This window comes from Pseudomonas sp. NPDC077451 (genome assembly GCF_044543345.1).
Taxonomy (GTDB): Bacteria; Pseudomonadota; Gammaproteobacteria; order Pseudomonadales; family Pseudomonadaceae; genus Stutzerimonas.
The window spans coordinates 63,925-78,879 of the sequence record NZ_JBITVX010000008.1; the positions used below are offsets into that span (position 1 = coordinate 63,925).

Genomic DNA, 14,955 nt, shown 5'->3' on the forward strand with positions numbered 1-14,955 from the left:
GTTTTCGCGGTTTCCGTTCCCTGAAAAAACAGGCCAGATTTCATGCAAGACAACCATCCTTCTACTGAAGAGCAGATTGCCAAGGACGTCGGTGCTCGGCTGCCCAGCGGCGCAATGGCCAAGCTGATCGCCAGCCTTGCGCTGCTCTGGTCACTGTTCCAGCTGTGGATCGCCTCGCCGTTGCCCTTCATGCTGCGCATCGGCGTGTTCAATAACACCGAGGCGCGTTCGATTCACCTGGCGTTCGCCCTGCTGTTGGCGTTCCTCGTTTATCCCGCATTCAAGCGCTCGCCGCGCGACCGGGTGCCACTGATCGACATCGCGCTCGGATTGATTGCCGCCGCGAGCGCAGGCTACCTGTTCATCGTTTATGAGCAGCTGGCCCAGCGTCCCGGCAACCTCACCACCATGGACCTGATCACGGCGTGCATCGGCATTCCGCTGTTGCTGGAAGCGACGCGCCGCGCACTCGGCCCTGCCTTGGCGGTGATTGCCCTGATCTTCCTCGGCTATAGCCTGGCCGGCCCATACATGCCAGGCCTGCTAGCCCACCGTGGGGTGAGTTTCACTGCGCTCGCCAATCACCAGTGGATCACCACCGAGGGTGTGTTCGGCATCGCCCTGGGTGTCTCCACCAGCTTCGTGTTTCTCTTCGTCCTCTTTGGCGCGCTGCTTGAGCGTGCGGGCGCCGGGCATTACTTCATCCAGCTGGCGTTCAGCATGCTTGGTCATTTCCGCGGTGGCCCGGCCAAGGCGGCGGTGGTTGCGTCCGGCATGACCGGCCTGATCTCGGGCTCGTCCATTGCCAACGTGGTGACCACCGGGACCTTCACCATCCCGATGATGAAACGCACCGGGTTTTCCGCCGAGAAGGCCGGCGCGGTGGAAGTGGCCTCATCTGTCAACGGGCAGATCATGCCTCCGGTGATGGGCGCGGCGGCATTTCTGATGGTCGAGTACGTAGGCATCCCCTACGTCGAAGTGATCAAGCACGCCTTTCTGCCGGCGTTGATCTCCTATATCGCACTGGTCTACATCGTTCATCTGGAGTCGCTCAAGCTCGGTCTCACGGCGCTGCCTCGGGCCAACGTAGCCAAGCCCTGGATGCAGCGGCTGATCGGCTTTGCCTTTGGCGTTGCGCTGATTTCCGGCGTTTCGCTCGCCGTCTACTACGGCCTTGGCTGGCTCAAGCCTGCGCTGGGCGACGCAGCGATCTGGGTGGTCGGAGCACTGCTGGTGGCGGTCTATCTGGGCCTGCTGAAAATCGCCGCAAGCAATCCGCCGCTGCCGGCCGAAGACCCCGACGCGCCGCTGGAAAAACTGCCACAGACTCGGCCGGTGCTGCTGTCCGGCCTGCACTTTCTGCTGCCGGTGGTGGTGCTGGTCTGGTGCCTGATGATCGAGCGCCTGTCGCCTGGCCTGTCGGCATTCTGGGGGTCGGTCATCCTGGTCATCATCCTGTTGACCCAGCGACCGCTTCTGACCTGGATGCGCCGCGACGGTACTCACGCGCACGGCAACTTCATGGACGGCGTGATCGACCTGCGCGAAGGGCTGATCGCCGGTGCACGCAACATGATCGGAATCGGCATCGCCACCGCAGCGGCAGGGATCATCGTCGGCGCCGTCTCGCAAACGGGCGTGGGCTTGGTGCTGGCCGATTTGGTCGAGCTGCTGTCCATGGGCAACCTGATGTTGATGCTGCTGCTCACGGCATTCCTCAGCCTGATCCTCGGCATGGGCCTGCCGACCACTGCCAACTACATCGTGGTGTCCAGTCTGCTGGCGCCGGTGATCGTGGCGCTGGGGGCGCAGAGCGGGTTGATCGTGCCGCTGATCGCGGTGCATCTGTTCGTCTTCTACTTCGGCATCATGGCTGACGTCACGCCGCCGGTGGGGCTGGCCTCATTCGCTGCGGCTGCCGTGTCCAAGGGTGACCCGATCAAGACGGGTGTGGTGGCCTTCTACTACAGCCTGCGTACTGCCGCGCTGCCATTCCTGTTCATCTTCAACACCGACTTGTTGCTGATCGATGTGTCGTTCTGGCACGGAATGGTGATTTTCGTCATCGCGACACTGGCCATGCTGATATTCGCAGCCGGTACCCAGGGCTACTTCCTGGTGCGCAGCCGCTGGTACGAAAACGTGCTGCTGCTGTTGATCGCCTTCACGCTGTTCCGTCCGGGTTTCTGGATGGACATCGTGCATGACCCCTACCGTGACATTCCGCCTACGCAGTTGGTCCAGGCGCTGGAAGCAGTCGAGGAAGACAGCCAGCTGCGCCTGCGCATCCGGGGTGAAGACGCCGTGGGTGACATGCGTGAGTTCAGCCTGCTGATAGCCATCCCGAACGGCGAGACCGGGGCGGAAAAGCTGGAGAAGCTGGGCGTGATGACCTATGAGGAAGACGGCAAGGTGCTGATCGACAGCGTGACCTTCGGCAGCCCTGCCGCCGAGCTCGGGTTGCAGTTCGATCAGGAAATTCTGGCCGTGCGCGCGCCGACCGACCGCTGGGCCAAGGAGTGGATGTGGCTACCCGCTCTGTTGCTGTTCGGACTGGTGGTGTGGATGCAGCGGCGTCGGCAGCGGGACTGACCCGTTCGCGACGCTGACTTCAACCCCGGCCATGCTCTGCATCGCCGGGGTTTTTCTTGCCCGCACCGACCATCGGACCCGTCGGGATCAGGCCGGCTTGCCCGGCGGCAGCTGCTGCTTGATCCGCGCTTCTCGCACTGCCTGGCTTTCGCCCGAGACGCGCGGCTTTCCGCTGCCGGAGCCCTCCAGTGCCGGGTAGGCCGCGCTGCAGAACAACGAGTTCAGCCGCTTCATGTCGGCAATCAGCTCCAAATGGGCGGCGCTGGTCTCGATGCTCTCCACCACCTGCTGGTGCAGCCGATGGACATGGGCGTGGGCCAGTTCGCGCTCACGCTTGCGGAATTGACGCTTCTGCTGCAGCAACTGGCGCGCACTGTGGGAATCACCGGAGAGAAACACCGACAGACCCAGGCTCAGATTGGCGCTGAGCAGGCTGTGCAGCTGACCGAGCTCGTCCAGCCCGCTGTCGGAAAACGAGCGCCGCTTGGAAATCTTCAGGTTCTGCACCTTGCCCAGCATGTGTTCGATGATGTCGCCGGCCTGCTCCAGGTTGATTGCCAACTCGATGATTTCGGCCCAGCGCCGGCTTTCCTGTTCGGTCAGGTCCTCGCGCGGCATTCGCGCCAGGTAGAGCTTGACGCCGCTGTAGAGCGCGTCGACATCGTCGTCCAGGCGGCGGATGTCCTCGCCCGGCTCCGGCCGGTCTTCACGCAGGGCTTCGAGCAGGTGTACCAGCATGGTTTCCACCAGATCGCCGATGCGCAGCGTCTCGCGTGTGGCGTTGGCCAGGGCCAGCGAGGGGGTGTCCAGCGCAGTGGGATCGAGATGGCGCGGCTGCGCAATGCCGTTATCCAGAGGCCGTTCCGTCAGCACCCGCTCGCAGAGCCTGGCCATCAGGCCGACCGTTGGCAGTAGCACCAGGCAACGTAGCGAGTTGTACGCCAGGTGGAAGGCGATGACTTGGGTTTGCGCACTGAAGCCGAGCGTCGCCATCCATTCCACCGCCATCGGCAGGAACGGCAGCACCACAAGGCCTGCGAGCTTGTACAGCAGATTGCCCAGCGCTACCCGACGGGCCGGCACCGGTTGCGGCGTCGCATTGAGCCAGGCCAGCACACCGCTACCGACGTTAGCACCAATGACCACACCCAGCGCCACCGGCAGGCTGATCAGCCCGGCACTGGCCAGCGTTGCGGTGAGCAGAACGGCGGCAAGGCTGGAATACGACAGCACCGCGAACAACGCGCCGACCACCACGGCCAGCAGGGTGTCGCCGGCCAGAGAGGAGAACAGCACGCGCATTCCGCGCGCTTCGGTGATAGGTTCGGCGGCCGCAACGATCAGCTGCAGCGCCAGAATGATCAGGCCAAGGCCGATCAGCACGCGACCGAGCTGGCCGGCACGGGTCTGTTTGCGCGAGAGGAACAGGCTGACCCCGACCAGGGTGAACAGCGGAGATAGCCACGACAGGTCCAGGGTCAGCACGCGGGCCATCAATGCGGTGCCGACGTCGGCACCAAGCATGATCGCCAAGGCGGTCGGCAGCGCCATCAAGCCCTGCGCCACGAACGAGATGGCCAGTAGGGCCGTGGCGTTGCTGCTCTGTACCAGCGCGGTGACGCCGATTCCAGCCGTGAATGCCATGGGCGCGTTGGCCATGCTGTGGCCGAGCAACCTGCGCAAGTGCGAGCCATACACCCGCATGATTCCGGTGCGCACGATGTGCGTGCCCCAGACCAGCAGCGCGATGGAGGACAGCAGATGCAGCAGCGTCAACATCGGGCAGGGTCTCCGGCGACAGAATGATCAACAGACACAGCCAGTCTCGCCAAAGGCGGGAGTTCCGCTGTGGGTTATATCCGGTTGACCATGGTCGGCAGCCGCCCGTTCACGAAATCGTCATGAACCGCTGCGCTTGCATCAGTTGGGCGAGTAGTAGCCCACGCCTAGCAGCACGTCGTCGACCCGACGGATCAGCGAGTGCTTTTTCTCCACCGCATTGGTCGCCGGATTGCGCCAGACATAGTCGACGGTTCCGCTGCCCTTGTTCTTGGCCAGTTCGATCATCTGCTTGAACAGCGGCGTACCGGCGGCATCGGTGACTTCGCGAACATCGACACCCACCAGGTTGGGGGAAGCGCCGCTGGCGCGGTACTGGCCGTCTTCCAGGCCGATAACGAATACATACTCGTCATTCATCACGAAGCCGCCCTGGGGGTCGTTGAAGGCCTTGAACGCAGCCTCGCCACCCGAACGTTTCATCAGCGCTACGGCTTCATCCAGCATTTTCTGCGCGTGCTCGGCGGAAGAGCGCGGGATGTAATACCCCACCGCGAGGATTTGATCGCCGACCTTGCGGTACAGACTGGTCTTGTTCTCGACCTTATTGTCGGCCGGGTTCAGCCAGTGGTAGTCCACCTGGCCGCTGTCAGCGGTGCGGGCACCGTCGACGATCTGGCGGATGAAGGGTTTACCGGCGGCGTCCTTGAGGTCCATCACGTTGAGCCCAACCAGCGCGCGCGACGCACCGTTGCTGGCCAGCATCGTGCCGCTCGGGTCCAGGACGAACACATAGTGCTGGCCATCGACGAAGCTGCCCTGGCGGTCATTGAACGCGGCCAGCGCCTGCTCGGGTCCGTTCGCCTTCAGGTGAGCGGTGGCGCGCTCAAGCAGCGCACTGGCCTGGCGCGCATGGCTGCGCTCCACTGAGCCTTTGGCAGGCGCGTTGTCGGTCACTGCGTAGGCCAGCGGGCTCGCGCTGATGGCCGCGCCCAACATGAGAGTCAGCAGGTTCCGGTTGTTCAATTTCATCGATTGCTCCTAGCCTGAGGCAGGCGACAGGTTGCTGGGGGCATTGGGACTGCCTGTCATGGAATATCCTATGGCGGGTAGGGGATTGATATTGAACACAAGAACCGTTGAGTTCCTGCGAAAGGAGTAGGAAGGAACGCCGCACCGGCTATCTACGCATGCCTTTGCAGCACCGCTGCGCAACCGGAACTTGTTACCCTTGGCCGCTGATCCAGTCGAAGCCGCCGCCATGCTCAGCCTCTACCACGCCCCTGACCTCGAAACCCTCGGCGAACTGGCCACGCGCCTGCTCGCACAGCCGCTCAGCGACCCCTTCGCCCCGGCACTGGTGATGGTGCCGAGCCAGGGCATGGGGCGCTGGCTGACCCTGGAGCTGGCGCGCAAGCAGGGCATCGCCATGCAGCTGGAGATGCAGTTGCCGGCAAAGTTCGTCTGGGACCTGAGCCGCACTGTGCTCGGCAGCCTGCCCGAACAATCGGCGTTCTCCCCGACCACCCTGACTTGGCGCTTGTACGGCTGGCTCTGCGATCCGGGCAACCTCGAACTCGCACCGCGTCTGGCGCAGTATCTGGACGGCGGTGACGAGCGCCGGCGGCTAAGTCTGGCGGCCAAGATTGCTGATGTCTTCGACCAGTACCTGCTTTATCGCGACGACTGGCTGGCCGCCTGGGAGCGTGGCGAAACCTTCGATCTCGGCCCGGACGAGGCCTGGCAGGCATTGCTGTGGCGCGAGCTGACCAAGGATGGCCACCCGCACCGCGCGCGCCTACTAGGCGATCTGCTGCAACGCCTCTACAGCGACGAACCCTTGCCCGGCCTGCCCGAGCGCCTGCTGGTGTTCGGCATCAGCAGCCTGCCGCCGCACCACCTGCGCGTGCTCGACGGGCTGGCGCGGCATATCGATGTGGTGGTCTGCGCGCTCAACCCGAGCCGCGAGGCCTGGGGCGAAATTCGAGATATCCGTGAGCTGGCGCGCCAGCCGGAGAGTGGCGCCGATGATTGGTATCTGGACGTAGGCCATCCGTTGCTGGCCAGTCTCGGCAAGCAGGGCCGCGACTTCTTCGACTCGCTGTTCAGCCTGACCGCCAGCGAAGGAAGCCAGGAATTCGGTCTGTATTCCGAGGACGAAGACCTGCGCGATGACAGCCTGCTGCATGCGCTGCAGAACGACATCCTGCGCCTGCGCACCCGCCAGCCCAATGAGCGCATCACCCTGGCCGAGGGCGACCGCTCGCTTGAAGTGCACATCGCCCATTCCCCGCTGCGTGAGGTGGAGATTCTCCATGACCAGCTGCTGGCGCGCTTCGCTGCCAATCCGGGCCTGACACCCGATCAGGTGGTGGTGCTGACCCCGGATATCGAGCGCTACGCGCCCTTTATCGAAGCCGTATTCGCGCCGCGCGAGGGCAGCCCGCGGATACCCTACAGCCTGGCCGACCGCAGCCTGCGCGCCGAGATGCCGCTGATCGAGGCGTTCCTCGAATTGCTGATGCTGGCGCAGAGCCGTTTCGCCGCCGAGGAAATCCTCGCCTGGCTGGAGCAGCCGGCCATCGCCCGCCGCGCCGGAATCGAAAGCGAAGACCTGCCGCTGCTGCGCGACTGGCTGCGCGAAGCCGGCGTGCGCTGGGGGCGCGACGGCAGCCAGCGTGTTCGCTTGGGCTTGCCCGACGAGTCGGCCTTTACCTGGCGCCAGGGGCTGGACCGGCTGCTGCTGGGCTTTGCCGCACCGCCGCAACTGGCTGGCCACAACGCACCGCTGCTCGGCGAGCACTGGCCGCTGGATGCGCTCGAAGGTGCCCGAGCGCAACTGCTGGGACGGCTGGTGGAGTTTGTCGAGCGGCTCGGCAGCCTGGCCGATCAGCTGGCCCGGCCGCGTCCGCTGGCCGAATGGGCCGATGACCTGCAGGTGCTGATCGACACCCTGTTCGATGAGCGCGAAGCCGGCGACACGCTGCTCTTGTTGTCCCAAGCCTGCGCGGCGTTGCGCGATCAGGCCCAGGCCGCGGACCTGACACGCCCCATCGAACTGGAACTGGTGCACCAGCAGCTCAGCGCCGCCTTGCAGCAGGGCGGCGGCGCCTCGGGCTTTCTTACCGGTGCGGTGACCTTCTGCACCATGGTGCCGATGCGCAGCTTGCCGTTCCGCGTGGTCTGCCTGCTTGGGCTGGACGATGGGGCCTTTCCCCGGCGTACGCCGCCCTCGGGTTTCGATCTGATCGGTCGCCATCCACGCCGCGGCGACCGTGCCCGGCGGCTGGATGATCGCTACCTGCTGCTGGAAACCCTGCTTTCGGCGCGCGAGGCGTTGTACCTGTCCTATGTCGGCCGCGACCCGCGCGACAACGCCGTGCTGCCGCCTTCGGTGCTGCTCAGCGAAGTGCTGGAGGCAATGGACATGACCGCCGTGCTGCCGCCTACCGCGCAGGCTTCCGAGCATACAGGCGAGTCCGCACCCAAGACGGCCAGCCAGAAAATTCTCGTCGCCCACCCGCTGCAGCCGTTCTCACCGCGTAATTTCGGCGACGGGCTGTGCGCCGGTTTTTCCTCGCCCTGGTTTCGGGCCGCCGGGCGTCTGGCCGAGCCACCACAGACCCAGCCGCAGCCGTTCGCCAGTCTGCTTGCAGAGCCCGATGAGGCCTGGCTGACCATCGAGCCGTCGCAGCTGTTGCAGTGTTTCCGCCACCCGGCGCGCTTCCTACTCGAACAGCGCCTCGGTTTGCGTCTGGCTGACGATCAGGAATCGCTCGCCAGTGACGAGCCGTTCGACCTGGAGATGCCGGCCTGGAATGGCCTGCGTCGGCTGTCACTGCAGGCCATGGAGCACGGCTGGAGTGACGAAGATGAACGGCGCATGGCCTGCGCCGCCGGATGGTTGCCGACGGGCGAGCTGGGCCAGGCGCTGTGGGGCAAGCTGCGCGGGCCGGTGCGTGCCTTCGCGCCGCGCCTGTTCGAACTGCGCCCGGACGCGGTGCCCGAGCCGCTGCCGGTGGATATCACCCTGGGCGGCGTGCGCGTGCATGGCTGGCTCGACGGCGTAACCCCGGCCGGGCTGTTCGGCTGGAAGCTTGGCAAACTCGGCGAATGGGACCTGCCGCCGTTCTGGCTGCGCCATCTGCTGCTCAACCTGTCCGCCTCGCCGGGAATCGAGCGCCACAGCCTGATGCTGTCGCCAGCTGGTGACTGGCAACTTGGGCCGCTGGCCAACGCCGCGCAGCTGCTCGAACCCTGGCTCGACGCCTATCGCTGTGCGATTCGTGAGCCGCTGCCATTGCTGCCGCGTAGCAGCCATGCGTTCGCCAAGGGCTACCGCAAGCCGGCCCGCGGCAGTGAACCAATCGATTGCGGCCGCAAGCGCGCCCGCGAAGCCTGGCTCGGCGCCGAGTTCAGCCCTATAGCTGCCGAGTGCGAGGATGCGTGGAATGCATTGGCGTATCGTGATCGTGATCCGCTGGATGAGCGGTTTGAGGCACTGGCCCAACAGCTTATAGGCCCGGCGCTGGAAGCGTTGGAGGATGAGAAGGAGCAGAGTGATGACGTCTGAAGCACTGTGTCTGCACATGGTGCCATGCCTGTTCGACGGCCAGGATTTCGCCCCTGACGGGCGAGTTACTTTCTCTTTGCGTGTGCAAAGAGAAAGTAACCAAAGAGAAAGCACACCCCGCATCCGGCCCCGGCTGCGCCGGGGTTCCCTCGCTCCATCGACGCTCCGGGGGCACGCAGCGAAGGGCCATCCCTGGCCCATCGCTGCTCTCGCGGCATCCATGCCGCTCAACCCCCTGCGCATCAATTCCGCTCGGCCTCCTGAGGGGCCCCGGTCCGCGGCGCTAGCTTATCTGCTTATCCGTGCGTTCGGCGTTGGCATTGGCTTCCTGATTTTCAACTGCAGCTGGTATCAGGCATCGAAGGGTATAGCCAGCAAAGCAACGTTAACTCCGGCTCTGAGGATCAAGCCATGAAACTCGACCTGCTCGATTCGCCCTTCGACGGCCGCTCTCTGATCGAGGCCAGCGCCGGCACCGGCAAGACCTGGACGCTCACCGCGCTGTATGCGCGTCTGCTGCTGGAGCGGCAGCTGTCGGTGGGGCAGATCCTCGTGGTCACCTATACCACCGCCGCCACCGCCGAGCTGCGCGAGCGCATCCGGGCGCGGCTGGCCGACCTGCTGGCGGTCTACGACGGCACCCCGAGCAGCGACGATTTCCTCAACCGCCTACACGCCCGCTATCCCGACGAAGCCTCGCGGCGGCGCCTGTTGCTGGCCGTGCACGGTTTTGACGAGGCGGCCATTTTCACCATCCACGGCTTTTGCCAGCGCGCCCTGCAGGATGCCGCGTTCGAGGCCGGTGGTGATTTCGACAGCGAGCTGACCGCCGATGACCGCGAGATCATCGATGCGCTGCTCGCCGACGCCTGGCGCAGCGAGCTGGCCGATGCCGATCCGGCCTGGGCGCGCTTCCTGGCCAAGAGCCGGATAACGCCGGTGTGGCTGCGCCAGCGGCTGCGCAGTCATCTGGGCAAGCCGTACTTGCGGGTCGAACCGCAGGGTGCGCCGGTCGCCGCGGACCTGCGTCCGGTCGAGGCCGCTTGGCAACGCGCCGCCGATCTGTGGAGGGAAGCGGGTACCGCCTGGATCGCCGAGCTCCAGGCCCACGGTGGGCTCAGCCAAAGTACCCACAAAGGGATCAAGTTTGAGCCCTGGCGGAGCGAGCTCGACGCCTATTTTGCCGACCCGGCTGTGATGTTCGATCTACCCGAGGGCGCGGCCAAGTTCGGTGTCAGAGCGTTGAGCAAGGCCTGCAAGAAGGGCCATGACGCGCCCGTCTGCGAACTGGCCCATGCGCTGGATGAACTGGCCGATCAGGTCGCCGAGGCGCTGCCAGCGGGCAAGCAGCGGTTGATCGCCCTGCAGGTCGCGCTGCTGGAGCGGCTCAACCGTGAGCTGCCGGAACGCAAGGCGGCGCAGCGGCTGTTGGCCTTCGATGATCTGCTGAACCGGCTGGATCTGGCGCTGAAAGGCCCTGTCGGCGAGGACTTGGCTGCTTCGCTTCGCGCCACGTACCCGCTGGCGCTGATCGACGAATTCCAGGACACCGATCCGATCCAGTACGCCATCTTCAACCGCATCTATGCCAAGGCGGGCGAGGCGTCGCTGTGTTTTGTCGGCGATCCCAAACAGGCGATCTACGCCTTCCGCGGGGCGGACCTTGCGACCTATATGACGGCCAAGCAGCAGGCCGATCGCGAACCCTTCAACCTGCCCACCAACTACCGCTCGACGCCCGAGCTGATTGCCGCGCTGAACCAGCTGTTCGACCATCCGCAGCCGTTCGCCCAACCTGATCTGCGCTATCCACCGGTGGGTGCCGCCGACAAGCCACGGGCCAGCCTGCGTCTGGTTGAAGAAGGCCGCGCCGCGCCGCTTTCGCTGGTTTGGCTCGGCGACGATCCGCTGGGCAAGGGCGAGGCCGCGCAACTGGCGGCCAGCGACACCGCCCGTCGTATCGCCCTGCAACTGGCGGGCGCCGCAGAGGGCCGTGCTGGTTTCGACAAGGACGGCGAGTTCACACCGCTCAAGGGTGGTGACATTGCCGTGCTGGTCGCCAATCACCGCCAGGCCGGGATGATCGCCGACGAGCTGGCGGCGCGCGGTGTGCCCAGCGTGCGCCGCGGGCGTGACAGCGTCTGGCGCAGTGAGGAGGCGGCTGAGCTGGCCGCGGTGCTCGCCGCCTACGCCGAGCCCGGTCGCGAAGGGTTGCTGCGCTATGCGCTGGCCACGCGCCTACTGGGCCGCAGCGCTGCCGATCTCGCCCGCTGCCAGGACGATCAGCAGCAGTGGGACGCCGAGCGCGAAGCCGCCGAGCGCTATCACCAGCTCTGGCAGCAGCAGGGGTTCATGCGCGTGTTCCGGGCCTGGCTCGACGAGCAGGCGGTGGCCGAACGGCTGCTGGCGCGTGTCGATGGCGAACGTCGTCTGACCAACCTCCTGCACCTGGGTGAACTGTTGCAAGCCGAAAGCCTGCTGCGCCCGGGTCTTGAGCCGCTGCTCGCCTGGTTCAGCCTGCAGCGCGGCAGCGAAGGCGCCGGCGAGGAAGCCCTGCTGCGCCTGGAAAGCGATGCCGAGCGGGTGCAGATCGTCACCATCCACACCAGCAAGGGCTTGGAATACCCACTGGTGTTTTGCCCCTTCCTCTGGGACGGCAAGCTGCTCGGCAAGAACCGCGACAGCGCCCGCTGCCACGATGCCAGCGGCCAACCGCTGCTGGACCTGGGCAGCGGCGAGCTGGAGGACAACCTCGAACGCGCCCGCCAGGAAGTCTTCGCCGAGCAGCTACGCCTGGCCTATGTGGCCCTGACCCGCGCCCGCGATCGTCTCTGGTTGCACTGGGGGCCTGTGAATCTCTGCAAACCAAAAAAGGATGGCAGCCTAGCGGACGAGGGTCTGCACAGCAGCGCCCTGGCCTGGCTGCTACACGGCCGCGAACTGCCTGGCGAGCATCCGCTGACCGAGCTGGGCAATCATCTGGCCGACCTTAACGGCGGCAGCCTGCGCCTGGCCATCGAGCGGCTGGTGCAGGGGAGCGACGGTCATATGGCCTGCGTGCCGCTGGAGCTGCGTGAAGCCAGTGCCCAAGGGCCCGGCCGTGCGGCGGCGCCTCAGCAGTTGTCGCAGCTCAATCGCAGCCTGCACAGCGCCTGGCGGATCGGCAGCTTTTCCGGCCTTGCGGCCGGCATGCACATGGAAGCACCCGACCGCGACGCCCTGGCCATCCCCGATGCTGGCGAACCGGGCAGCGGCTTTTTCGCCTTTCCCCGAGGAGCCCGTGCCGGGACATGCTTGCACGCCATCCTCGAAGACTGGGCGCGGGGCAAAGGCGAACTAGAAGCGCTGGTCGAACCTGCGCTGCAAGCCTATGGCCTGCCGTTGGAGTGGAACGAAATCGCCACCAGCCATCTGCAAAAGGTGCTCGACACCGATATGAATGGCTCCGGCCTGACGCTCGCTGCATTGCAATCGGCCAGGCGCCTGCCCGAGCTGGGCTTCACCTTCCCGGTACAGGAACTCGACGTGGCGCGGCTGCGCAGCCTATTGGTCGATCCGGCCAACGGCTTGGCTGCCCCTCTGCGCGAAGCGGCGGGGCGGCTGGAATTCGACAGCCTCAAGGGCTTTCTCAAGGGCTTTATCGACCTGACCTTTGAGCACGACGGCCGCTGGTACATCGCCGACTACAAATCCAACTGGCTCGGACCTGACGCGAGTTACTACGGCGGCGAACGGCTGTTGCAAGCGCTGGCAGGCGAGCATTACTACCTGCAATACCTGATCTACCTGGTGGCGCTGCGCCGCTTCCTGCGCCAGCGGCTGGCGGACTTTCAAGACGAGCAGCTCGGCGGCGCCTTCTACCTGTTCTTGCGCGGCATGCCCGATGCCGGTGTCTACTTCGCGCGGCCGGACGATGCGCTGCTCGATGCGTTGGATCGATTGTTCGAGGAGGGCAAGTGATGCACGTGGAGTTTGTAGAAAGGCAGCTTGCGTCCGTTGAACGCGCTTATCCTGCCGGGCATATCGGTGGGCTGAAGCCCACCCTACGGAGATATCCGGGCGCACCGCTCGTAGGGTGGGCTTCAGCCCACCGTCGGGATCGTCGTCTGGCACCTTCTGTATCGAGGCCAATCCGATGACGCTTCGTTCAGAGTTACCCCTCGGCCCCCTGGAGCGCGCCTTCGTCGCCAGCCTGCAACGCCTCGAACCGGATGCGCCCGAGCCGGTGCTGCTCGCCGCTGCACTCTGCTGTGAAGCCCTGGCGTCAGGGGATGTCTGCCTGCCGCTTCAGCGATTCGCCGGCAAGCGACCTTGGCCTGAAGTCGACCTGGCTTTGCCGTCGCTGGCGCAATGGCGGACGCAACTTGAGGCCTCGCCACTGATCGGCGGACCGGACGATTACGCGCCACTGACTCTTGTCGGTGACCGCCTCTACCTGGCCCGTTACCAAGCCTACGAGGAGCAACTGGCCGAACAGCTGCTGACTCGCGCAGCGGACGCACCGGATGTCGATGAAACTCAGCTGAGCGACAGCCTGGCGCGGTTGTTCGCCTTCAATCAGCAAAGCCCCGACTGGCAGCGCCTCGCGGCAGCACAGGCGGTACGCCGGCGACTGGCTGTGATCTCCGGTGGTCCCGGCACCGGCAAGACCACCACTGTGGTGCGCCTGCTGGCGGCATTGCTGGAGCAGCCCGGCGGCGAACGCCTGGCCATCGGCCTTGCGGCCCCCACCGGCAAGGCGGCGGCGCGCATGGCCGAGGCGATCCGTAATGCCAAAGCCGAGCTGCCGGTCAGCGATGCCGTCAAGGACGCCCTGCCGGACGAGGCGCGCACCCTGCATCGTCTGCTCGGTAGCCGCGGCGACAGCCCAAAGGTGCGCCACGATGCGGCCAACCCGTTGGCGCTGGACGTCCTGGTGGTGGACGAGGCATCCATGGTCGACCTGGCGCTGATGGCCAAGCTGGTCGCTGCGCTGCCGCCCAAAGCGCGGCTGATTCTGCTCGGCGACAAAGACCAATTGGCCGCCGTGGAAGCCGGCGCGGTGTTCGCCGAACTCTGTGAAGGCCGAGGGTTCGATAGCCAGGCCGCGGCCGATCTGCAACGCATTACCGGGCAGCACGTATCGGTCGAACCGCCGCGCTCGCGCCTCGGCGATGCGGTTGTGCTGCTCACCTACAGCCACCGCTTCGCCGGCGACAGCGGCATCGGTGAGCTGGCGCGGCGAATCAATGGCGGCGACGCCAAGGGCACGATTGCACTGCTGCAGGAAGGGCGCGCCGATCTTGCCTGGAATGGCACGCCAACGTCCGCCGCACTGATCGAACGATTGGAGCAGGGCTATTCGCCCTATCTGCAGGGCGCACGCCAGGCCGATCCAGCCGCCGCCTTCGAGGCCTTCAACGGCTTCCGCGCGCTGACCGCCCAGCGCGAAGGGCCTTTCGGCGTGACCGGCATCAACGAGGCACTGGAAGCGCGCTTCAAGCGTCGCCTCGGCGTGCCGGCGCGCGAACGCTGGTACTCCGGCCGCGCGGTGATGGTCCGGCAGAACGACTACGCCCTGGGCCTGTTCAACGGCGATATTGGCCTGTGCCTTAAAACCGAGCAGGGCCTGCGGGTGTTCTTCGAGGGCGACGAGGGCTATCGCGGCTTTGCCCCGGCGCGCCTGCCGAGCCATGACAGCGCCTTCGCCATGACCGTGCACAAGAGCCAGGGCTCGGAATTCAGTGAAGTGCTGCTGGCGCTGCCCGAGCAGCCCAGCCCGCTGCTGACCCGCTCGCTGTTCTACACCGGCATCACCCGTGCCAAGCGCAAGGTGGAGATTTGGGCGCTGCCGGTGCGTCTGGGCGAGGCCGTAAGCACCCGCGCCGAGCGTGCGGCCGGACTTGCTGAAAGGCTGAGCCTAGGCAACACGAATCGCACAGGCGAGGGGGATGGCCTGCCGAAGCCGGCCAGCGAGCCGGTGGGCGATCAGCTCAGCCTGTTCTGATGCGTGCGCCGCTGCTCGTAGC

At 65.7% G+C, this 14,955-nt stretch carries 6 protein-coding genes; 4 read left to right on the top strand and 2 right to left on the bottom strand.

Going from position 1 to position 14,955, the window contains the following annotated elements:
* Positions 1–42 precede the first annotated feature (42 nt).
* Positions 43–2,595 (top strand): TRAP transporter permease, encoded by a 2,553-nt coding sequence (locus ACIGHL_RS14200; RefSeq protein ID WP_446697613.1) that lies wholly within the window; start codon positions 43–45, stop codon positions 2,593–2,595.
* Between the two features lie 87 nt (positions 2,596–2,682).
* Here ACIGHL_RS14200 and ACIGHL_RS14205 read toward each other — a convergent pair whose 3' ends face one another.
* The gene (locus ACIGHL_RS14205) at positions 2,683–4,374 is read right to left on the bottom strand and encodes a Na/Pi cotransporter family protein (protein WP_128120447.1); all 1,692 of its coding nucleotides are present in this window, start codon (positions 4,372–4,374) and stop codon (positions 2,683–2,685) included.
* 141 nt (positions 4,375–4,515) lie between these two features.
* Entirely contained in the window at positions 4,516–5,406 is an 891-nt protein-coding gene (locus ACIGHL_RS14210; RefSeq protein ID WP_128120446.1) for a cache domain-containing protein, read from the bottom strand.
* Between the two features lie 229 nt (positions 5,407–5,635).
* Here ACIGHL_RS14210 and recC point away from each other — a divergent pair, with 229 nt between their 5' ends.
* The 3 genes from recC to recD all read left to right on the top strand — a co-directional run bounded on the left by recC (position 5,636) and on the right by recD (position 14,933).
* Positions 5,636–8,947: an exodeoxyribonuclease V subunit gamma gene (gene recC, locus ACIGHL_RS14215; protein ID WP_128120503.1), complete on the top strand. Its 3,312-nt coding sequence runs from the start codon at positions 5,636–5,638 to the stop codon at positions 8,945–8,947.
* A 411-nt stretch (positions 8,948–9,358) separates the two neighbouring features.
* Complete coding sequence (gene recB, locus ACIGHL_RS14220; RefSeq protein WP_128120445.1) at positions 9,359–12,907, top strand: exodeoxyribonuclease V subunit beta; 3,549 nt, start codon at positions 9,359–9,361, stop codon at positions 12,905–12,907.
* 175 nt (positions 12,908–13,082) lie between these two features.
* A complete protein-coding gene (recD, locus tag ACIGHL_RS14225; protein WP_128120444.1) occupies positions 13,083–14,933 on the top strand; it encodes an exodeoxyribonuclease V subunit alpha in 1,851 nt (616 codons plus the stop codon).
* Positions 14,934–14,955 lie beyond the last annotated feature (22 nt).